Source organism: Leeuwenhoekiella sp. H156, from assembly GCF_052218455.1.
Taxonomy (GTDB): Bacteria; Bacteroidota; Bacteroidia; order Flavobacteriales; family Flavobacteriaceae; genus Leeuwenhoekiella; species Leeuwenhoekiella parthenopeia.
Genome location: NZ_CP197499.1, coordinates 1,185,572 through 1,206,341, shown reverse-complemented (window position 1 = coordinate 1,206,341; position 20,770 = coordinate 1,185,572). Strand labels below are relative to the sequence as shown.

The window sequence follows — 20,770 nt, the reverse complement described above, 5'->3', positions numbered from 1 at the left end:
ATAATAGAATGAAAGTAACACTCGAACGTAAAAACAAAGATTACCTCTTTGAAGCCAAAGGAGCTTCGGGTAATCCTGTGATGATAGATAATAAAACCGGAGATGTGGTTCAGGGCAGCAGTCCCATGGAACTGCTCTTGATGGGAGTAGGCGGTTGCAGTGCGATTGACATCATTTCGATCTTAAAAAAGCAAAAGCTGGAAATTGATTCCTACCACGTGGAAGTTGAGGGCGATCGTATTGAAGTAGGCGGAGCAAAACCTTTTAATGCGATGCGCGTTCACGTGTATCTGGAAGGCGATATCCCGCCGGCAAAGGCCCTGCGCGCCGCCCAACTGAGTTTTGAAAAATACTGTTCGGTTTCAATTACGCTTCAGGCGAGTGTGAAGGTGACCTATAAGGTTTTTCTGAACGGGGAAGAGGTGGAATAGACCTGAGATCGGAGACGTGAGATTTTAGAACAAAGAATAAAGAACAAAGAATAGAGAGAGAAGAGGTAAGAAGTGAGAGGTGAAAAGTTGAAAATCAGTAAGCAGTCGCAGTTGGCAGTAAGCCGTTCTAGCCTGTCACACTGAGCTTGTCGAAGTGCTTTCTAGTGTAAAAATAAAAGAAGCGAGTAGCAGAGATAAAACGATTAAACAGTTCAACGATTCCACGATTAAACCTTTTTTCATAGTCTAAGAAAAACCAAAAAAATAGTATTAAAGTGTGGTAGCTTAGTGAATTACCCTGCGTAACGGGAAATTTGTACCGAAGCTAACCGAAAAACGAAAACCACCAGATTTTAGACCATGTATTTGAGCAAGATAATCCATCTCAAATCTTACGTCTAAAGTCTAATATCTAAGTATAATGAGTAAACATTTTGAAACCGAAGCAATCCGTACCCAATTAAACCGAAGTGAGTTTTTAGAGCATTCTGTGCCGTTATACCTGACTTCGAGTTTTATTTTTGAAGATGCTGAAGATATGCGGGCTTCGTTTACCGAAGAAAAAGAGCGCAACATTTACAGCCGGTTTACCAACCCCAATACCAGCGAGTTTGTTGAGAAAATCTGCAAGATGGAAGGTGCCGAAACCGGATATGCTTTTGCAACGGGGATGGCTGCCGTGTTTTCGACTTTTGCGGCGTTGTTGGATAGCGGTGATCACATCGTTTCGGCGCGTTCGGTTTTTGGTTCTACACACACCTTGTTTACCAAGTATCTGCCCAAATGGAATATTGAAACGTCGTATTTCAAAGTAGATGAGGTCGATAAAGTAGAAAGCCTCATCAAGCCCGAAACCAAAATTCTTTATGTGGAATCGCCTACCAATCCGGGTTGCGATGTGTTAGACCTGGAGCATCTGGGCAATTTGGCTAAAAAGCACAACCTCATATTTGTGGTAGATAACTGTTTTGCCACACCCTATTTACAACAACCCATTAAATTTGGAGCAGATATCGTGATCCATTCGGCAACCAAGATGATCGACGGGCAGGGTCGCGTTTTGGGCGGTGTAAGCGTAGGTCGCGCCGATTTGATACGCGAGATTTATTTGTTCTCTAGAAACACAGGTCCGGCGTTATCGCCTTTTAATGCCTGGGTACTTTCTAAAAGTCTGGAAACCCTGCATGTACGTGCAGACCGGCATTGCGAGAATGCGCTCAAGGTAGCCGAGTTTTTAGAAGCACACGACAAGGTTAATTTTGTGAAGTACCCATTCCTGAAATCGCATCCGCAGTACGAAGTGGCCAAAAAACAAATGCGGCACGGCGGAAATATCGTAGCTTTTGAAGTTAAAGGCGGAATCGATGCCGGACGCAAATTCTTAAATTCGATTAAGATGTGTTCGTTATCTGCAAATCTGGGCGATACCCGCACCATTGTGACGCATCCGGCCTCTACCACACATAGTAAACTGGCCGAGGAAGATCGTCTGGAAGTGGGCATCACCGATGGTCTGGTACGTTGTTCGGTAGGTTTGGAGCACGTAGAAGATATCATTGCAGATCTGGAGCAGGCGCTAAACGCTTAAGTTTCTAAGTTTTTGCCTACTTTTAGGCCGTGTTATCCAAGAAAACCAAATACGGTCTTAAAGCGCTTACCTATGTAGCCAAGCATCAGGGTGAAGATCCTGTGCAGATAGGTGCCATTGCCAAAAGTGAAAACATTTCCCAGAAATTCCTCGAAAGTATTATGCTTACCCTGCGTAAAGCCGGATTTTTAGGAAGCCGAAAAGGAAAAGGCGGCGGGTATTATTTGCGTCGCCAGCCCGAGGATATCAAAATGGTTGAGGTGATGCGCGTTTTGGAAGGTCCGGTATCTATGGTGCCGTGCGTGAGTCTTAATTTCTACGAAAAATGCGACGATTGTCCCGATGAGACTACCTGTTCAGTACACGTACTCATGGCGCAGTTACGCGACAGCAACCTCGCTGTTCTCAATAAGAATACCCTGGCCGACCTTATCGAGTAATGGTTGACAGATTCGGAATAATTGCTCCATTTTCTAAAAATCACTTAAAAATTTAAAAATAAATGCCAAAAGATTTGGTCACTAAGAAGACACACAATACTTTTGCTTTTAAATCCTAGTAATCCGATAGGATTTAAATAAAAATAGATATTCGGTTATGATTTTAGATCAGGTATATAGTCAAACAAAGACTGAAGAGACTCCAAAGGTCTCTTATAAAAAAGATACAACTTCAGAAAAGCCGCTGCGCAGCATCGTTAAATCAATAAGCTGGAGAATCGTGGGTACCATAGATACGGTTTTGATATCGTGGATTATCACCGGTACGCTGGCTCTTGCGTTTTCGATTGGAGCGGTGGAACTGGTGACCAAAATGGCTCTGTACTTTTTCCACGAGCGCATTTGGAATACTATAAACTGGGGAAGATAATGAGTTATTCAGCAGCAGAATTAGAACAGTTAAACGCAGATCTTCGGGAGAAATCGCCGGTTGAGATCGCACAATGGGCAGTGGCGCAAGCTAAAAATCCTATTGTAACTACCAATTTCAGGCCTTATGAGGCGGCAATTTTATTTGCAGCTACTCAGGCAAAACCCGAAATCCCGGTGGTTTGGTGCGATACCGGTTATAATACGCCCAATACCTATCGTCATGCAGAAGAAGTAATTGCCTTGCTTCAGCTTCACATTGACCTTTACGTGCCTCAGCAAACCGCAGCACACCGCGATGTAGTAATGGGAATCCCGCAGATTGACGATCCAAGACATAAAGTTTTTACCGAACAGGTAAAACTGGAGCCTTTCAAACGGGCGATGGCAAATCATAAACCCGATGTTTGGTTTACAAACCTTCGCAAAGGTCAGACAGCGCATCGCGATAACCTCGATATCTTAAGTCAGGGTGCAGACGGAGTACTTAAGGTGAGTCCGTTTTACTACTGGAGCGACGCCCAATTAGATACTTTTTTGGCAGAGCACGATTTGCCAAACGAACATAAATACTTTGATCCAACCAAAGTGTTGGAAAACCGGGAGTGTGGTTTACACGCCTAAAACCAATTGAGATGAGTACGATTTTAAAAACAAATGCATTAGAGAGCGAGGCGATTTACATCTTTAGAGAAGTAGTTGCCCAGTTTGAGAATCCGGTTTTGCTTTTTTCGGGTGGAAAAGACAGCATCACACTGGTGCGTTTGGCACAAAAAGCATTTTACCCTGCCAAGATTCCTTTCCCACTATTGCATGTAGATACAGGGCATAACTTTCCGGAAACTATAGAGTTTCGGGATAAACTGGTTGAGGAATTAGGATTAAATCTGATTGTACGCCATGTGCAGGATGCCATTGATGAAGGTAAGGTAACTGAAGAAACCGGTAAATATTCAAGCCGAAATATGCTTCAAACCACCACGCTTTTAGATGCGATTGAAGAATTTAAGTTTGACGCCTGTATTGGTGGTGCCCGTCGCGATGAAGAAAAGGCGAGAGCCAAGGAGCGCATCTTTTCAGTACGTGATGATTTTGGTCAGTGGGATGAAAAAAACCAGCGTCCGGAATTATTCGATCTGCTTAACGGGAAGATTGAAATTGGCCAGAATGTGCGTGTTTTTCCAATTTCTAACTGGACCGAACTGGATGTATGGAGTTACATCGAGAAAGAGAAAATCGAAATTCCTTCGATCTACTTTTCGCATAAGCGCAAAACCTTTGTACGCGACGGCCTGATCTGGAGTGCTTCAAAATATGTGTACCGCGAGGAAGACGAGGAAGTACTGGAGCGTATTGTGCGTTTCAGAACGGTGGGCGATATGACCTGTACCGCAGCTGTAGAGTCTGAAGCAGATACTATTGCGCGCATTGTGAGTGAGATCAAAACCTCTACTATTTCAGAGCGAGGTGCGCGTATAGATGATAAGCGCTCTGAAGCCGCAATGGAAAAACGCAAGCAACAGGGATACTTTTAGGTCCTCGAGACGACACCTTGAATAATAATAGTAATAGCAATACGAAGAATAACGTGGAAGTTCTAAAAATAGCAACAGCAGGAAGTGTAGATGATGGTAAAAGTACCTTGATAGGACGCCTGCTCTACGATACAAAGTCTTTAACAGATGATAAGCTTGAGGCCATTGAGCGCAACAGCAAAAAGAAGGGTTATGATTATCTGGATTTTTCGCTGGCAACAGACGGTCTTGTAGCCGAGCGTGAGCAGGGAATTACAATTGATGTGGCGCATATTTATTTTTCGACCAGAAAGAAAAGTTACATCATTGCCGACACTCCGGGTCACGTAGAATATACCCGTAACATGGTTACAGGGGCTTCTCAGGCGCAGGCATCCATTATTTTAATTGATGCCCGAAAAGGAGTTATAGAGCAAACCTACCGTCATTTCTTTATCAATAATTTACTGCGGGTTAAGCATGTAATTGTTGCGGTCAATAAAATGGATTTGGTAGATTATGACCAAAGCGTTTTTGAAAACATAAAAACCGATTTTGAAAAGCTGAACGCCCAAAGCAGTTATGCCGAGCAGGAAGTGACGTTCATTCCTATTAGCGCACTAAAAGGGGATAATGTTGCGCAGAAATCAGATACTATGCCATGGTTTAAAGGCGAAAGTGTACTCGATTATCTGGAAGCTTTAAAGCCCGGACAGGAAGAACATACAGCCGCGCGTTTCCCGGTGCAAACGGTAATCAGACCAAAACAGGATGAGTTTCATGACTATCGCGGTTACGCCGGAAAAATCTACGGAAGCAGTTTAAAAGTAGGCGATGCAGTAACGGTTTTACCTTCTTTAACTTCTTCAAAAATCAAGACCATTGAGTTTTTTGATCAAAAGTATGATGAAGCGGTAGCCGGAAGTTCGGTGACCATCACGTTAGAAGATGATATCAACATCACCAGAGGCGATGTTTTAGTGAAGTCTGATGAAGTGCCACAATCCTCAAAATCACTCACGGCAGCTGTTTGCTGGATGGATGGTAAAGCGCTGGTTCCGGGAGCGAAATATGAGATTCAACACAATACCAACCGCATTCTTGCTAAAATTGACAGCGTAGAAAGTGTTATCGCTACAGATTATTCAGGTGAAGACAGCTCTAAGAATCAGTTGACGTTGAATGAAATAGGCAAGGTGAATTTTAAACTGAGTAAAAATCTTTTTTACGATACCTATGCCGAAAATAAGGCAGGCGGTTCATTTATATTAATTGACCTGCAAAGCAACACCACAGCCGGCGTTGGTTTTATAGGCTAACATTTAAAATTAGGAGTATTGCCAATTACTTTGGATACTCTTTTTAAATAATCCTATTATTTCTATAGGATTAAAATAATTAAGAATTAAAAAATAATAAGCTATGCAAAGCTTTAGAACAGAAATAGAAAACCCCGTTGTAGAACGCGATATTATTGAACTTGAAAGAAAAATCAAGCTCTTTAAAGACGGAAAGATTGATGAGGAGCGCTTTAGAAGCCTGCGTTTAGCACGCGGTGTTTACGGTCAGCGTCAGGAAGGGGTACAAATGGTGCGCATCAAATTGCCTTACGGTAAAGTGACCAGCGATCAGCTGTTGCGTATAGCTGATGTTTCTGATGAATATTCCAAAGGACGTTTACACATCACCACCCGTCAGGATATTCAGATTCACTATGTGAGTCTCGACCGCACTCCTGAGCTTTGGGCCGAATTGGAAAAAAATGATGTGACCCTTCGCGAGGCCTGTGGTAACACGGTGCGTAACGTAACTGCGAGTGCAGATAGCGGGATCAACCCTGATGAGGCTTTTGACGCAACACCGTATGCACACGCTACCTTTCAGTTTTTTCTGCGAAATCCGGTTTGTCAGGAAATGGGCCGAAAGTTTAAAATGTCGTTTTCATCAACCGATGATGACTCGGCTTTGGCATTCATTCACGATTTGGGCTTTATCCCAAAAATCAAAGATGGCGAACGCGGCTTTAAAGTAATGCTGGGCGGCGGCCTGGGTTCGCAGCCACGCCACGCAGATGTGTTAACCGAATTTTTACCGGTGAATCAGCTTATCCCAACTATAGAAGGGGTGCTGCGGGTGTTTGACCGTCATGGGGAACGCTCCAGACGTTTAAAAGCGCGTATGAAATTCCTCATCAAAGATTTGGGGCAGGAAGGCTTTATGCAATTGGTGGAAGAAGAGCGAAAAGCATTAGCTTATAAAACGTATGAAATTGATACTGCAGCTTTTGATGGGACGCCAAAAGCTCCGTTGGCCGAAGCTCCACAAGTAGCTATTGAAGATACCAAAGCTTACGAAGCCTGGAAAGCGACCAATGTGTTTAAGCAAAAACAGGAAGGTCTTGTGGCTATTGGGATTCGTGTAAAACTGGGAGACTTTTATACCAAAGAAGCACGCGCTTTGGCGGGTTTGATTAAGAAATATGGTGGGGATGAGATGCGTCTTACCCTGCGTCAAAATATACTGTTAAGACATATACCGGAAGGGGCATTGCCTTTCTTTTACTCACAACTAGCCAACCTCGGCTTTGCCCGCCCGGGATATGAAACCACTACAGACATAACTGCGTGTCCCGGTACCGATACGTGTAACTTAGGGATTGCAAGTAGTACCGGTATCGCAGTTAAACTGGAAGAAGTGCTTGAGGCCGAATATCCCGAGTACTTAAACAATAAAGGCATTACCATTAAAATTAGTGGGTGTATGAACGCCTGCGGTCAGCACAATATGGCGCACATAGGCTTTCAGGGAATGTCTGTGCGTACACCGGAGAAACTGGTTGCTCCTGCACTGCAGGTGCTTTTAGGCGGTGGCGTTTTGGGTAATGGCGAAGGTCGTTTTGCAGACAAAGTGATCAAAATCCCCAGTAAGAGAGGTCCCGAGGCTTTGCGCGCGATTTTAGACGATTTCAAAGCAAACGCCGGTGATCTTGACTTTTTGAGTTATTACGACGAAAAAGGGCAACGGTATTTTTACGATTTCCTAAAACCACTTTCAGATACCGATAATCTGGTGGAGTCTGACTTTGTAGATTGGGGTAATGATGAAAAATACATTCAGGAAGTGGGTGTTGGAGAGTGTGCCGGAGTCGTGATTGATTTGGTTCAAACGCTTTTACTGGAAGCCAAAGACAAACTGGGCAGTGCCATCGAAGCTTTTGAAGAGCAAAAATGGGCAGACAGTATTTACCACACCTATGCGGGGCTGGTAAATGGAGCTAAAGCCATCTTGCTTTCTGAAGACGTAAAAACAAATACCCAGGCCAATATTATCGAGGAGTTTGACAATACCTTTGGTGAAAATGACACGCTTCTTGGAGAAACTTCGTTTGCAGATTTGGTTTACCAAATACAAAAAAACGAACCTACCCGCGAGTTTGCCGAAGCCTATTTAGCCGACGCAAACGCATTTTTTAACCGCGTTGATACCTTCCGCAAAAACCAGCTTGCCAATGTTTAAGAATCCAAAATTAACCGTAGTAGGAGCAGGACCCGGTGATGCAGATTTATTCACTCTAAAAGGCATCAAAGCCTTGCAAAGTGCCGATGTGGTTTTGTATGATGCGCTGGTAAATCCGGAGTTGTTAGAATATGCCGCTGATGCCGAACTCATTTTTGTGGGAAAGCGTAAAGGTTGTTATGCCTATCAGCAGGAGCAAATCAACGATCTTATTATCTCACGCGCTAAAAGTCATGGTCACGTGGTACGTTTAAAAGGCGGAGATCCGTTTATTTTTGGGCGCGGTGCAGAAGAGATGGAAATCGCAGCCGAAGCAGGAATTGAGGTTGCAGTTGTTCCGGGAATTTCTTCATCACTCGCGGTACCGGCTTACCAGAATATTCCGCTGACCAAAAGAGGCAGTTCAGAAAGTTTTTGGGTAATTACGGGTACCACCCGGGCGCATAAACTTTCAGAAGATGTAAAACTCGCAGCGCAATCTTCGGCTACCGTCGTGATTTTAATGGGGATGAGCAAGCTTGCTGAGATTACGGCATGCTTTCGCGAAAGCGGAAAAAACGACCTGCCTGTTGCCATTATTCAAAACGGAACAACGCCCGAAGAACGCATTGGGGTAGGCACCATAGACAGTATCGAAGAAGTTGTACAAGAGTTAAAGCTTACTAACCCATCAATTATCGTTATTGGTGAGGTGGTGCGCCATCGCGAGCAATTGCTTAACTTGCAAAATAAAATGGCATACGCTTCCTAAAATGTCGCAAGAAACCAATACACTTTATCCGGTTTTTCTCAAAGTTCGCAATCTGCAGGTGCTTATTGTGGGTGGCGGAAATGTTGCGCTTGAAAAACTCACGTTTTTGACCAAGTCGAGTCCGGACGCGGTGGTAGAGATGGTGGCTCCTTTTTTTAGAGCGGAAACTTTGGAGCGCGCGAAACAATACAACGTAAAAATCACCAAAAGGAAGTTTAGAAAGTCGATGTTGAAGAAGCGTCACATTGTGATTGCAACCACAGACAGCCCAAAAGTAAACAAGCGCGTTTATGAGCTGGCGCGAAAGCGTTTTTTGCTCTGCAATATTGCCGATGTGCCCGAACTTTGTGATTTTTATATGGGCGGAATTGTGACCAAAGGAAATGTCAAGATTGCGATCTCGACTAACGGAAAGTCACCCACTACCGCAAAACGCCTGCGGCAGTTTTTTGAAGAAGTAATACCGGATAATATTGACGATCTGGTACAAAATTTAAATGAATACCGAAAAACCATAAAAGGGGATTTTGAAGAGAAAGTAGAAACCCTGAATGAGTTTACTAAAGGATTGATCAAGAAGAATTAAGAGTAGAATGAGGAGCTAAGGCTCAAAGAACAGAACAGATGATAAAGACAGATATTTTAATTATTGGAGCAGGCCCTACCGGGTTATTCACCGTTTTTGAAGCAGGATTGTTAAAGCTGAAATGTCACATTATTGATGCGCTGGCGCAGCCCGGTGGTCAGTTGGCTGAGATTTATCCAAAGAAGCCTATTTATGATATTCCCGGTTTTCCTGAAGTGATGGCGGGCGAACTCGTAGACAATTTACTCGAGCAGGGCAAGCAATTTCAACCCGGTTTTACATTGGGTGAACGTGCAGAGACTATCGAAAAACAGGAAGACGGTAGTTTTATTGTAACCACCAATAAAGGTACACAGCATCACGCACCTGTGGTGGCAATTGCCGGTGGTTTGGGAAGTTTTGAGCCGCGCAAGCCGCTTATACCAAATATTCACCAGTTTGAAGACAAGGGTGTCGCCTATATGATTAAAGATCCTGAAGTGTATCGCGGTAAAAAAGTGGTCATTGCAGGTGGTGGTGATTCAGCATTGGACTGGAGTATTTTCCTTGCCGATGTGGCTGATGAAGTTACACTCATTCACCGTAGAAATGAATTTAGAGGTGCACTCGATTCTGTTGAAAAAGTACGTGAATTGAAAATGCTTGGCAAAATTAATCTCGTAACTCCTGCAGAAGTTGTAGGTCTCGCAGGAGCAGATGAGTTGGAGCAGGTAGTTATAGAACACGCCGATAAATCACAAAGCACACTGGAGGCTGATGCATTTATTCCTTTATTTGGGCTTTCGCCTAAATTAGGTCCTATCGCAGATTGGGGTCTTGAGATCGAAAAGAATGCGATCAAAGTTGATAACGCTTTAGATTACCAGACTAATATCCCCGGTGTATTTGCAATAGGTGATGTAAACACCTATCCCGGAAAATTAAAACTTATTTTATGTGGTTTCCACGAGGCCACGATGATGTGCCAGTCTGCATATCAAATCATCAATCCCGGTAAGCGCTATGTGATGAAATATACCACAGTGAGCGGTATAGATGGTTTTGACGGTACGCGTAAAGAAGCCGAAAAAGCGGTAGTGCAGGCTATAGACTAGCAGGCAGGGCGCAATTTATTTTTGAGGTCCAGAATGATATTCTTGTTGAGCGGTTTTATTAAAAAATCAATCACCTGATTATAATTCTGGGCTTTTTCTTTGTCCAGATCGCTTGTGCTTGAAGTTACAATTACAACCCGGGTCTGGTCATCTTTTTCTTTTAGTGCGTCTAAAAAGCTCCATCCGTTAATATCGGGCATATTCAAATCCAGAAAGATCAGGTCTGGTTTTTCCTTCTCCAGTTCAGAAAGAGCTGTACGCGGCAGGGTATAATCAATGATACTTTCGGCAAAATCAGTGACTTCGATAAGTTTTTTGTTGATGAAATTGGCCATTTTTTGATCATCAACCAGCATTATTTTAAGCAGCTTAGTCATACCCATTTTCAATTAAATTAGCATTTGAGGCAGTTTGTTCGCTCTGGCTAACCACTCTTCTAAAAATAAGGTCCAGTTCAAGAGCAGACTCTTTAAGTTTGGGAAGAATACTTTTTCGTAGATCTTCGTCGGTATAAAGTTCAGAGATTTCCAGAAAGCCCAGAATTCGGGTTAGAGGTTCTCTTAGATCGTGAGCATTAAGTTTTGAGAGTTCGAGAAGTTTCTTGTTTTTAAAATGCAATTCTTCCGTTCTGCGGAAAATAATATTTTGTTGATTGTTATTGATGCGCTCAATTTCGGTATTCTTGAGTTCTATTTCTGTAATTGCTTCTTTCAGCCTTAAGTTTTTGGTTTTTAATTGCTGACTCAGATAGATTTGAAAATACCTCGAGGTGATGTTATCAACCAGCAGATTGAGGATTTCCATATCACTGTGGTTAAAGCTTTCGGTATCATCTGAAATTAAGGAAAAGCAAATTTCCCGTTCGCCTGATGTCGTATGCCAGCCCCATAATTTTGGCTTATTCCAGTTTTCATAAAGAGCTGTAGCGTGACCTGGTAAATCGGTTGTGTTAAGCGCTCTCAAAAGAGGAATTTTTACTTTAAACAGTTGCTTTTCGTAATCGAGTAATTCATCGCTATCTACGATTTTTGGTTCTTTCGATTTAAGGAATGTAAAACTTACAGCAGTTTCGTTTTTAAAAAGCATAACAATCCTAAGCATCTTGAAATTAAACAAATACTTAAGATGCCTGTTAGCAACAATTCCAAGCTCTTCAACAGATTCTACTTTGCTGAGACTGCCTGATAACTTGGAAAATGCCTCGTAGGTAATGCGATACTTGGCTGAAGATAGATTCACAGGAATGTAAAGGTTTTAAGCCTGGGCTTCCATCAATTCGTTATCGATCTTAATACCGGAAACATCTGCAAGGGTATTCAGCATATTAACCAGATCGGCCTGAGCCATCAATTCCTGAATTTCAGACTCGTCAAAACCTGCATCGCTTAATGCCTTAAAATCTTCATCGTTGATCTGATTAGAGTGCAGAGCTGCCTTGGTCACCACTTTAATAGCAGTTCTAAAGCTTTCAGGAATCATGGGGCTATCCAGGTTTTCGGTCACTTTAAAGTTTGCCGTCTCATTAACCAGATTGCTCATGCTGTCTGCAAAAATCCCGTGAGCTTCGGCACAGTAGGAGCAATTGCGTTTTTTTGAAACGTTGTAAATAATGAGTTGCTTTAAAACGTTAGGCACGTTACCCTGCATTAGGGTAGCTTTTAATTTAGCCCAATTTCCGGCTAGTAAAATGGGATTAGAGCCCTGGCATTTAAACCAGTTTAGTACAAATGGGATTTGTAGCGTGCGTTTTGTGTCATCATAGATTTCTTTTACGGCATCAGAGGCATTCTCATAATCCACAATTGGAAATCTAGATTCCAGATAAGTAGCGTTTTGCATAGATAAATAGTTACGTTTCGTTATAAAAATGGGGACTACAAAATTAACTTAAATAATCAAACACACAACTCTGTAAATCAGATAGTTGATTTTTTAACAAGTATATTTATGCGTTTTTCGTCCGCATATATTGCCATTTGTCTAAAAAAGAGGCAGGTATTTTTTCAATTGTTTAAACATTAATCCCTTAAAATTTGGGTATTCTCCCGTTGTTTTTTAATCTTTGCAGTTCAGTTCATTATTTAATGCAGTTATCAAGAAAGGCAGAGGGATTAGACCCGATGAAGCCTTAGCAACCCTCCTCCCGGAGAAGGTGCTACATTCTACTCATATGTTGAGATAGATAACAAAAAACGAGTTTTACGAACTCCTCTTTTGCCTTCTTAATAACTTAATTTTGCGCTTTGTTTTGAGCAGATTTAACTGTGCTTAAAACCGAGAGGAGAGGCTACAAGCTTATACGAATTGATTATGAGTAAAGACAAATTATATCAGGCTTTAAAAGAGCGAATTTTGGTACTGGACGGCGCCATGGGGACCATGCTGCAGCGTTACAAGTTTACCGAGGAAGATTTCAGGGGAGAACGGTTTAAAGACTGGCCCAGCCCGGTACAGGGTAATAATGATATGTTGAGTATCACCCAACCCGAGGCGATTGCTAATGTACACGCCAGCTATTTTGCCGCAGGCGCAGACATCGTAGAGACCAATACCTTTAGCGGTACCACCATTGCAATGGCAGATTACGGAATGCAGGAGTTTGTGTATGAACTCAACTACGAGTCGGCTAAAATCGCCAGGAGAGTCGCGCAGGAGTTTACCGAAAAGCAACCCGACAAACCCCGTTTTGTTGCCGGTGCTATGGGACCTACCAATAAAACCGCGAGTATGTCACCAGATGTAAATGATCCCGGCTTTAGGGCAATTTCGTTTGACGAATTACGCATAGCCTACAAGCAACAGGCCGAGGCACTGCTAGACGGTGGCGTAGATATTCTTTTGGTTGAGACTATTTTTGATACGCTTAACGCGAAAGCGGCCCTTTTTGCTATCGAAGAGGTAAAAGACGAGCGCGGTATTGAGGTGCCTGTGATGGTAAGTGGCACGATTACCGATGCTTCCGGAAGAACACTTTCCGGTCAAACTGCGGAAGCTTTCCTGATTTCCATAGGCCATATGCCTTTGCTTTCAGTTGGCTTCAACTGTGCTTTGGGTGCAAACCAGCTTACTCCCTATCTCGAAGTGGTTTCATCCAAATCAGACTTTGCGATTTCGGCTTATCCCAACGCCGGTTTACCGAACGCTTTTGGAGAATATGACGAGACCGCAGAAGAAATGGCAGCGCAAATAAAAACCTACCTCGATAAACAGCTTATCAATATCGTAGGCGGCTGTTGCGGTACCACACCAGAACACATCAAGGCAATAGCAGATCTTGTAAAAGACTATAAACCCAGACCATTGCCCGCATTAGAACAAACGGCAGCTTTATAAAAACCAGTTATGAGTACTACTGTACAGGCAGCTAAGCATACTAAAAACTTCAAACCCCTTAAATTAAGCGGACTTGAGCCGCTGGTCATCACTCCCGAAAGCAATTTTGTGAATGTGGGTGAGCGAACCAATGTGGCAGGGTCACGCCGGTTTTTAAGACTTATTAATGAGGAGAAATTTGACGAGGCACTAGCCATTGCCCGCGATCAGGTAGAAGGCGGTGCGCAAATCATTGACGTCAATATGGACGATGGTCTTATTGACGGTAAAAAAGCAATGGTCAACTTCCTAAACCTGATTGCCGCCGAACCCGATATCGCCCGGGTGCCCATTATGATAGACAGTTCTAAATGGGAAATCATCGAGGCGGGTTTACAGGTCGTGCAGGGCAAATGTGTTGTGAATTCCATCAGTTTGAAGGAAGGCGAAGCCGAATTTATTAGCCACGCCAAAAAGATAAAGCGCTACGGTGCTGCCGTGGTCGTTATGGCTTTTGATGAGGTAGGCCAGGCAGACAATTACGAGCGCCGACTTGAAATCACCAAACGCAGTTATGATATACTCGTTAATCAGGTAAAGTTTCCGCCGGAAGACATCATTTTTGACCTGAATATCTTTCCGGTTGCTACCGGGATGGAGGAGCACCGTCGCAATGCTATTGACTTTATTGAAGCCACCCGCTGGGTGAAAGAAAATTTGCCTCACGTGCACGTGAGTGGTGGGGTGAGTAATGTTTCGTTTAGTTTCCGCGGAAATGATACCGTACGCGAAGCGATGCACTCGGTATTTCTCTACCATGCTATAAAGGCCGGGATGAATATCGGGATTGTAAATCCAACGATGCTTGAGGTCTATGACGACATCCCGAAAGATTTGCTGGAGCACGTTGAAGATGTGATTCTGGATCGCAGGGATGACGCAACCGAACGCCTGCTTGATTTTGCCGAAACCGTAAAAGGCAGTGCCAAAGAAAAAACCGTTGACCTTTCGTGGCGTGAAGAACCGCTTCAGGATCGTATTACACGAGCTCTGGTTAAAGGTATTGATACCTATATTTTAGAAGATGTGGAGGAAGCACGGCAGGCTTCAGAAAAGCCATTGCACGTGATTGAAGGACATTTGATGACCGGTATGAATGTGGTAGGCGATCTCTTTGGAGACGGAAAAATGTTCCTGCCTCAGGTGGTTAAATCGGCACGGGTAATGAAAAAGGCTGTGGCCTATTTATTACCGTATATTGAAGAGGAGAAATTGAAAAACGCAGCCCCCCAACCCCCAATGGGGGAGCAATACTGGCGCACGGCAGACCCGGTATTATATGATTTGCTTAAGGAATTTGCTCAAAAAATGCGTTACAACAATCCCACTCCGGCTGAAAAAGTGCTTTGGGATTATTTAAGCAACAAAAAACTACAGGGCTATAAATTTAGAAGGCAGCACATCATAGGCAAATACATTGCAGATTTTGTCTGTCTCAAAGAACGTTTGGTAATAGAAATTGATGGTTTAATTCATCAATTGCCCGAAAATAAGGAGCATGATCAGGTTCGTACAGAGTGGCTTCAGGAACAAGGGTTCAAGGTAATTCGCTTTTCAAATGTTGAGGTTTTAGAAAATACCGAAGCAGTTTTAGAACGCATCGTTGAAAAGATAGTGACCGAAACTCCCCCTCAGGGGGAAAGGGGGGCTGGCTTGGTTCTTATGGCAACCGTTAAAGGCGATGTACACGACATCGGTAAAAACATTGTTAGTGTGGTTTTGGCCTGTAACAACTATGAGATTATAGATATGGGCGTAATGGTGCCGCCTGAGAAGATAATCGCAACTGCCAAAGAGCGCAATGTTGATATCATAGGCCTTAGCGGACTCATAACACCATCATTGGATGAGATGGTTTTTCTGGCGAAAGAAATGAAGCGTCAGGACTTTACCGTGCCTTTACTCATAGGTGGTGCTACCACCAGTAAGGCGCACACGGCTGTAAAAATTGACCCGGAATATCCGGAAGCAGTGGTGCATGTGAATGACGCGTCCAGAGCGGTAACCGTGGTGGGCGATTTGCTCAATCCGGAAACCAGACTGAAGTATAAAGCAGATATCAAACAGGATTATGCCTTGTTCCGGGACCGCTTTTTAACCCGTGGTAAAAAACGCGACTTTTTAACGCTGGCACAGGCCCGCGAGAATAAATGGAAGCTCGACTGGGATGATTTTGAGGCTTTTAAACCCAACGAGCCCGGCATACAGGTAATCGAAGATTTTGAGCTGGAAAAACTGGTTGATTATATAGACTGGTCACCGTTTTTCCGCAGCTGGGATTTGCACGGTAAATATCCCGACATTCTCGAAGATGAGGTTGTAGGCGAGCAGGCACGCGAACTTTTTACTGACGCGAAAGCGATTCTTAAAAAGATTTTAGACGAAAAGTTGCTGACCGCGAAAGCCGTTTTTGGTCTTTTTGAAGCCAACACTGTAAACGACGACGATATTGAAATTGTAGTTCCCCCTTCGGGGGCCAGGGGGCTTTTTAGAACCTTACGCCAGCAAAGCAAAAAAGCTTCGGGTAAACCGAATATCGCTTTGGCCGATTTCATCGCGCCTAAAGAAACCGGCAAAACCGATTATATGGGTTGTTTTTGCGTTACTGCAGGTTTTGGTACGCAGGAATTGGCTGAAAAATATGAAGCGGAGCACGACGACTATAACAGCATTATGGTAAAAGCCCTGGCAGACCGTCTGGCAGAAGCTTTCGCCGAATACCTGCACGAGCGTGTGCGCAAGCAACATTGGGGTTATGCCAGCGATGAGGAGTTGTCTAATGACGAACTCATCAAAGAGGCGTATAAGGGCATCAGGCCGGCACCGGGTTATCCCGCCTGCCCGGACCATCTGGAAAAACTAACCATTTGGGATGTGCTCGATGTCAAAGAACGCATAGGAGTTGAATTGACTGAAAGCCTTGCGATGTGGCCGGCTGCTTCGGTGAGCGGGTATTATTTTGCACATCCGGAGGCGCGTTATTTTGGTTTGGGTAAAATCAAAATGGATCAGGTTGAAGATTTCGCAAAGCGGAAAGCTATCGAAGTGCGCACCGCTGAAAAGTGGTTAAACCCGAATATCGCAGATTAAAAGCGCCAGGGATTGAGCTGTTGTTGGAGCTCGTCGTGGCGGTAGCCAGGACAGCGACCAGCGAAAGCCCGGCCCGCAGGGAGGCGCCCAAAAATGAATATTAATAGAATAAATAAATCCGGTTCCCGTTCCTTTGGAGCGGGCGGAGGGAGCGAAATATGAAAATTACAGATCACATAAAAAAAGCAGACGGTAAAACCCTTTTTTCTTTTGAATTGATACCGCCACGCAAAGGCCGAAGCATTCAGGAATTGTACGATAATATTGACCCTTTGATGGAGTTTAAACCTCCGTTTATTGATGTGACGACTTCGCGTGAGGAGTTTGTGTATATCGAGAAAGAAGACGGTCTGCTCGACAAAAAAATCACGCGTATGCGACCCGGAACTCTGGGGATTTGCGCGTCTATTAAGCACAAATACGATGTGGATACCGTGCCGCACGTGCTTTGTGGCGGGTTTACCAAAGAAGAAACCGAATATCTGCTGGTAGATTGCCATTATCTGGGTATTCACAACGTGATGGCCTTGCGCGGTGACGCGATGAAAGAGCAGCAGTATTTTGAACCTACCAAAGGCGGGCACGAGTTTGCTTTGGGGCTGGTAGAGCAAATTGCCGATATGAATAAAGGCCGCTATCTTAATAATGTAATTGAAACTTCAGACTGTTCTGATTTCTGCATCGGTGTGGCAGGCTATCCGGAGAAGCATTTGGAAGCTCCTTCGTTAAAAACCGATCTAAAACGCCTTATTCAAAAAGTGGAGGCCGGTGCTGATTATGTGGTGACCCAAATGTTTTTTGATAATAAAAAATACTTCGAGTTTGTAGATATGGTGCGCGCTGAAGGAATTGATATTCCTATTATTCCGGGAATTAAGCCACTTGCGGTTAAACGCCATCTACAACTGCTGCCGCAGGTTTTTAAAATTGATTTGCCTCAGGATCTCATTGATGCTGTTGATGCCTGCAAAAACAACAATGACGTGCGTCAGGTAGGGATTGAGTGGGCGATACAGCAATCGCGCGAGCTTATGGAAGGCGGTGCGCCGGTATTGCACTATTATTCTATGGGGAAAAGCGACAACATCAAGGCAATTGCGGCTGAACTTTTTTAGGGGAATAAATTCGAATACTATTTGATACATTTGCCCGATAGTTAAAATCGAATGATCTACCGAATCCTGTTTTTAGTGTGTTGCGGCTTTTCTGTTATGGCCCAGGAAACCGAAGTTAAGCCGTACAGCCTGGATGCCAACTTTTTTTACGGAACCATCCTGCAGCACAATAAGGACATTGCGCATTTAATTACCGGGCATCCTACGGGTGTAATTCTGAGTTATAATCGTATGACCTATGGTTTTAACGATTGGGAAGCCCGTTACAATTACCCGGATTACGGGTTCTCATTTATTGCGCAGGATCAAAAGAATGAAAATCTGGGTCAGAATTTTGGACTCTACGGTCATTTTAACTTCTACGCCCTCAACCGAAGACTGATGCTGCGTATTGGTCAGGGTATTGCTGCGACGACTAAGCCTTTTGACCTGGATGATAACTTTAGAAATAATGCTTACGGTTCTACCTTGTTGAGTTCAACCTTTGTTATGGTAAACTATAAGCAACCCAATATTATAGATCGAATAGGTTTACAAACCGGTATTTCCTTAATCCATTATTCGAATGCTAATGTAAAGGCGCCTAATGCGAGTACCAACTCGTTTGCCTTCAACCTGGGTTTGAATTACCAGTTGGATGACGAAGAGCGACCCGAGTATATCCCAAATGTCAAAAGCCGCTATACTGAGCCTTTAAAACTGAATTTGGTTTTGCGTGGCGGGGTTAATGAAAGCGACTACATCGGTTTGGGGCAGCGTCCTTTTCTGGTTACTTCGGCATTTGTAGATAAGCGCATTACGCATAAAAGCACGCTTCAGGCGGGTGTTGACTTTTTTCTGAGTCCGTTTTTAAAAGACCAGATCGAGTACGAGAGTATTGCTCTGCCACGTCTGGGTACCACAGGAGACGAGGATTGGAAGCGTTTTGGAGTGTTTCTGGGACATGAACTTCGGTTTAACAAAAATGCCTTTGTAACGCAGTTTGGTTATTATGCTTATTATGACTACGACTTTGAAGGCCGGGTTTATTTCAGAGGCGGTTTAAAACGTTATTTTACCGATAAAATCTTCGGCGCTATCACGCTCAAATCTCACGGAGCAAAGGCTGAAGCGGTAGAATTTGGTATAGGTTACCGCCTTTAGTAATACACCGTCCACTTCTTCATTTTTTCAGCCTGAAAGCCTTGCAACAGGTATTGTAAACTGTCTGGCAGGGATTTCTTATTCTTAATCAGTAAAACGTTGTTTTTATCGGCCAGTAACTTTTTAAGTCGGTCGCTTTGCCCCGGTTCGTTTAGAGGAAGATAGGTTTCTTTCCAGTGATCTGTAGTTTCAAAGCGCGTATCCCGTTTGGCTTCAAAATTAGAGTTGTAGATGGTAATCACCCGGTCACCCAAATAAAAAGGGGCAGAAGACAGCAGATTGTCGTAGACCAAAACTTTATAATCACGATCAGTCCTTTCACTTTTAACAAACGCATACTTCGCTTTAGGTGAATTGATAAGCGTTTGGTTTTGCGCTGCAAAATCAGCATAAATCAAAATCAAAACACTCAACATCGCTGTACTTAAAACAAGCAGACGGTCTACCTGGGCAGCCTTTGACCGAAATAACAAATGAGTACCGAAAGCCAGAGAGATTCCTAGAAAAAGCAGTGTTTTATACCAGGTAAACGTGAATTGAGGAATAAAAAACAACGAGGTGATAATGAGTACTAAAAGCAGAAATGCACCTCTAAAAGAGAACTCGTAGATTTTTGAAAACCGGTTGCCATACTGGATGAAAACACTGCCGCAAAAGAGCGCCAAAAAGGGAAACATCGGGAGGATGTATAAGATTAATTTGGACGAAAAAAGGGAAAAGGCAATCAAAATGGACAATGCTGTATAACCGGTAATTTGAGTGGGTTTATCCCATTTTTCCTGTTTCACCTTAAAGATCGTAATCAGCGTAGGTACTATCCAGGGTAAGGAGAGGGCAGGAACCAATACCAGATAAAACCAAAAGGGTTTATCGCGGTGAAAGGTTTCGGCATGTACGCTTCGGTCGATGATTTGTTCCTGAATAAAATAATCCCAGAGTTCCGGTTTTTGCAGGATCAAAATGATAAACCAGGATGCCGAAATTCCCAGCAGTAAAATAAGTCCTAAAATAGAATGAATATTCACTTTGGGTTTTTCCCTATTGATGATTTTATAACAAAGAATGAATAAGGCAACAGGTAAAAATGCAACCGGACCTTTAGTGAGGCAGGCCAGTCCTAAAACAATATAAAACAGGTAGAGGTAAGTTATCTTTTCGTTTAATTTATTCTGAAGCCATAAATAAATCGCCCAGATAATAAACGTGGTTAAGAATGCATCTGTGGTTAAATTACGCACAGCTATAAGCGCCAGCGGAAATGAAAAATACGTTAGTGCCGAAGCCAGTGCGATTTTGTCGTCCTTAAACCAAAGCCGGGCAATTTTAAAGATAAGTAACAGCTGCAGGATTAAAGCCAGACTTAAAAAAAACCGGGCTCCAAACTCGTTGTAACCAAAAATTTTATACCCAATCGCCGTAATGGCGTAGGTAACAGGAGGCTTATGATAGTGAATGATTCCCAGTAGACTGGGGTTGATAAAATCATTGCTTAAGGCCATTTCGCGGCCAATCTCGGCATAGCGTGCTTCACTGCTTTCGGTAAGACCCCAGCTCCCTAGCCTGATCAGCAAAACGCCAAAAAGCACCACGAGAAGGACATAGAATTTTTTAGTCAAAATATTCCGGACGTTTAATACAACTAAGAATTCAAAGTTCTGTCTTTCTATGCATATGCTAAAATGTAGCCTGCTTATTTTTATT

Annotated in this window: 19 protein-coding genes and 1 riboswitch; of the genes, 15 read left to right on the top strand and 4 right to left on the bottom strand. The window is 43.4% G+C overall.

Going from position 1 to position 20,770, the window contains the following annotated elements; translation table 11 throughout:
* The first annotated feature begins 8 nt into the window (after positions 1 to 8).
* From ACSSS3_RS05100 to ACSSS3_RS05050, 11 genes are all read left to right on the top strand, one after another.
* Positions 9 to 431, top strand: a complete 423-nt coding sequence (locus tag ACSSS3_RS05100) for an OsmC family protein (protein ID WP_442846674.1) — start codon at positions 9 to 11, stop codon at positions 429 to 431.
* 421 nt (positions 432 to 852) lie between these two features.
* A complete protein-coding gene (locus ACSSS3_RS05095) occupies positions 853 to 2,019 on the top strand; it encodes a trans-sulfuration enzyme family protein (protein WP_442846673.1) in 1,167 nt (388 codons plus the stop codon).
* 29 nt (positions 2,020 to 2,048) lie between these two features.
* Complete coding sequence (locus tag ACSSS3_RS05090) at positions 2,049 to 2,459, top strand: RrF2 family transcriptional regulator (RefSeq protein WP_099645831.1); 411 nt, start codon at positions 2,049 to 2,051, stop codon at positions 2,457 to 2,459.
* Positions 2,460 to 2,616: 157 nt separating this feature from the next.
* Positions 2,617 to 2,889: a DUF2061 domain-containing protein gene (locus ACSSS3_RS05085; RefSeq protein ID WP_228229027.1), complete on the top strand. Its 273-nt coding sequence runs from the start codon at positions 2,617 to 2,619 to the stop codon at positions 2,887 to 2,889.
* Positions 2,889 to 3,512: a phosphoadenosine phosphosulfate reductase domain-containing protein gene (locus ACSSS3_RS05080; RefSeq protein ID WP_442846672.1), complete on the top strand. Its 624-nt coding sequence runs from the start codon at positions 2,889 to 2,891 to the stop codon at positions 3,510 to 3,512. Before ACSSS3_RS05085 ends, ACSSS3_RS05080 begins: the two co-directional genes overlap by 1 nt.
* Before the next feature lie 11 nt (positions 3,513 to 3,523).
* Complete coding sequence (gene cysD / locus ACSSS3_RS05075) at positions 3,524 to 4,423, top strand: sulfate adenylyltransferase subunit CysD (protein ID WP_099645834.1); 900 nt, start codon at positions 3,524 to 3,526, stop codon at positions 4,421 to 4,423.
* Positions 4,424 to 4,476: 53 nt separating this feature from the next.
* A complete protein-coding gene (locus ACSSS3_RS05070) occupies positions 4,477 to 5,721 on the top strand; it encodes a sulfate adenylyltransferase subunit 1 (RefSeq protein WP_442846671.1) in 1,245 nt (414 codons plus the stop codon).
* Positions 5,722 to 5,824: 103 nt separating this feature from the next.
* Positions 5,825 to 7,918 (top strand): nitrite reductase, encoded by a 2,094-nt coding sequence (locus ACSSS3_RS05065; RefSeq protein WP_442846670.1) that lies wholly within the window; start codon positions 5,825 to 5,827, stop codon positions 7,916 to 7,918.
* Entirely contained in the window at positions 7,911 to 8,669 is a 759-nt protein-coding gene (cobA, locus tag ACSSS3_RS05060; protein ID WP_442846669.1) for a uroporphyrinogen-III C-methyltransferase, read from the top strand. The genes ACSSS3_RS05065 and cobA overlap by 8 nt, the downstream gene beginning before the upstream one ends.
* A gap of 1 nt (position 8,670) precedes the next feature.
* A complete protein-coding gene (locus ACSSS3_RS05055; protein WP_442846668.1) occupies positions 8,671 to 9,255 on the top strand; it encodes a precorrin-2 dehydrogenase/sirohydrochlorin ferrochelatase family protein in 585 nt (194 codons plus the stop codon).
* Positions 9,256 to 9,293: 38 nt separating this feature from the next.
* The gene (locus tag ACSSS3_RS05050; protein WP_228229021.1) at positions 9,294 to 10,349 is read left to right on the top strand and encodes an NAD(P)/FAD-dependent oxidoreductase; all 1,056 of its coding nucleotides are present in this window, start codon (positions 9,294 to 9,296) and stop codon (positions 10,347 to 10,349) included.
* Here ACSSS3_RS05050 and ACSSS3_RS05045 read toward each other — a convergent pair.
* Genes ACSSS3_RS05045 through ACSSS3_RS05035 form a run of 3 tightly spaced genes read right to left on the bottom strand, consistent with a single transcriptional unit; the run spans position 10,346 to position 12,188 of the window.
* Positions 10,346 to 10,726: a response regulator gene (locus ACSSS3_RS05045; RefSeq protein WP_442846667.1), complete on the bottom strand. Its 381-nt coding sequence runs from the start codon at positions 10,724 to 10,726 to the stop codon at positions 10,346 to 10,348. The genes ACSSS3_RS05050 and ACSSS3_RS05045 overlap by 4 nt on opposite strands.
* Complete coding sequence (locus tag ACSSS3_RS05040; protein ID WP_228229019.1) at positions 10,719 to 11,588, bottom strand: hypothetical protein; 870 nt, start codon at positions 11,586 to 11,588, stop codon at positions 10,719 to 10,721. The genes ACSSS3_RS05045 and ACSSS3_RS05040 overlap by 8 nt, the downstream gene beginning before the upstream one ends.
* A gap of 15 nt (positions 11,589 to 11,603) precedes the next feature.
* Positions 11,604 to 12,188 carry a carboxymuconolactone decarboxylase family protein gene (locus ACSSS3_RS05035; protein WP_442846666.1) on the bottom strand — a complete coding sequence of 195 codons (585 nt, stop codon included), beginning with the start codon at positions 12,186 to 12,188 and terminating at the stop codon, positions 11,604 to 11,606.
* A gap of 248 nt (positions 12,189 to 12,436) precedes the next feature.
* Positions 12,437 to 12,538, top strand: a riboswitch (SAM riboswitch).
* A 121-nt stretch (positions 12,539 to 12,659) separates the two neighbouring features.
* Here ACSSS3_RS05035 and ACSSS3_RS05030 point away from each other — a divergent pair.
* The 4 genes from ACSSS3_RS05030 (at position 12,660) to ACSSS3_RS05015 (ending at position 19,069) form a co-directional block, all read left to right on the top strand.
* Positions 12,660 to 13,682: a homocysteine S-methyltransferase family protein gene (locus tag ACSSS3_RS05030; RefSeq protein WP_442846665.1), complete on the top strand. Its 1,023-nt coding sequence runs from the start codon at positions 12,660 to 12,662 to the stop codon at positions 13,680 to 13,682.
* Between the two features lie 9 nt (positions 13,683 to 13,691).
* Positions 13,692 to 16,811: a vitamin B12 dependent-methionine synthase activation domain-containing protein gene (locus tag ACSSS3_RS05025; protein WP_442846664.1), complete on the top strand. Its 3,120-nt coding sequence runs from the start codon at positions 13,692 to 13,694 to the stop codon at positions 16,809 to 16,811.
* A gap of 158 nt (positions 16,812 to 16,969) precedes the next feature.
* A complete protein-coding gene (metF, locus tag ACSSS3_RS05020; protein ID WP_442846663.1) occupies positions 16,970 to 17,926 on the top strand; it encodes a methylenetetrahydrofolate reductase [NAD(P)H] in 957 nt (318 codons plus the stop codon).
* A gap of 51 nt (positions 17,927 to 17,977) precedes the next feature.
* On the top strand, positions 17,978 to 19,069 hold the full coding sequence (locus ACSSS3_RS05015; RefSeq protein WP_442846662.1) for an acyloxyacyl hydrolase: 1,092 nt from the start codon (positions 17,978 to 17,980) through the stop codon (positions 19,067 to 19,069).
* Here the strand turns inward: ACSSS3_RS05015 and ACSSS3_RS05010 are convergent.
* On the bottom strand, positions 19,066 to 20,685 hold the full coding sequence (locus tag ACSSS3_RS05010) for an ArnT family glycosyltransferase (protein ID WP_442846661.1): 1,620 nt from the start codon (positions 20,683 to 20,685) through the stop codon (positions 19,066 to 19,068). The two genes, ACSSS3_RS05015 and ACSSS3_RS05010, sit on opposite strands and share 4 nt — an antisense overlap.
* Between the last annotated feature and the right edge of the window lie 85 nt (positions 20,686 to 20,770).

What these genes read in the sequence shown, in the direction of transcription:
- ACSSS3_RS05030 (WP_442846665.1), top strand. Translation starts at nt 12,660, where the DNA reads ATGAGTAAAGACAAATTATATCAGGCTTTAAAAGAGCGAATTTTGGTA.
- ACSSS3_RS05050 (WP_228229021.1), top strand. Translation starts at nt 9,294, where the DNA reads ATGATAAAGACAGATATTTTAATTATTGGAGCAGGCCCTACCGGGTTA.
- ACSSS3_RS05100 (WP_442846674.1), top strand. Translation starts at nt 9, where the DNA reads ATGAAAGTAACACTCGAACGTAAAAACAAAGATTACCTCTTTGAAGCC.
- ACSSS3_RS05095 (WP_442846673.1), top strand. Translation starts at nt 853, where the DNA reads ATGAGTAAACATTTTGAAACCGAAGCAATCCGTACCCAATTAAACCGA.
- ACSSS3_RS05045 (WP_442846667.1), bottom strand. Translation starts at nt 10,726, where the DNA reads ATGACTAAGCTGCTTAAAATAATGCTGGTTGATGATCAAAAAATGGCC.
- ACSSS3_RS05015 (WP_442846662.1), top strand. Translation starts at nt 17,978, where the DNA reads ATGATCTACCGAATCCTGTTTTTAGTGTGTTGCGGCTTTTCTGTTATG.
- ACSSS3_RS05055 (WP_442846668.1), top strand. Translation starts at nt 8,671, where the DNA reads ATGTCGCAAGAAACCAATACACTTTATCCGGTTTTTCTCAAAGTTCGC.
- ACSSS3_RS05065 (WP_442846670.1), top strand. Translation starts at nt 5,825, where the DNA reads ATGCAAAGCTTTAGAACAGAAATAGAAAACCCCGTTGTAGAACGCGAT.
- ACSSS3_RS05085 (WP_228229027.1), top strand. Translation starts at nt 2,617, where the DNA reads ATGATTTTAGATCAGGTATATAGTCAAACAAAGACTGAAGAGACTCCA.
- ACSSS3_RS05035 (WP_442846666.1), bottom strand. Translation starts at nt 12,188, where the DNA reads ATGCAAAACGCTACTTATCTGGAATCTAGATTTCCAATTGTGGATTAT.
- ACSSS3_RS05025 (WP_442846664.1), top strand. Translation starts at nt 13,692, where the DNA reads ATGAGTACTACTGTACAGGCAGCTAAGCATACTAAAAACTTCAAACCC.
- ACSSS3_RS05080 (WP_442846672.1), top strand. Translation starts at nt 2,889, where the DNA reads ATGAGTTATTCAGCAGCAGAATTAGAACAGTTAAACGCAGATCTTCGG.
- metF (WP_442846663.1), top strand. Translation starts at nt 16,970, where the DNA reads ATGAAAATTACAGATCACATAAAAAAAGCAGACGGTAAAACCCTTTTT.
- cobA (WP_442846669.1), top strand. Translation starts at nt 7,911, where the DNA reads ATGTTTAAGAATCCAAAATTAACCGTAGTAGGAGCAGGACCCGGTGAT.
- cysD (WP_099645834.1), top strand. Translation starts at nt 3,524, where the DNA reads ATGAGTACGATTTTAAAAACAAATGCATTAGAGAGCGAGGCGATTTAC.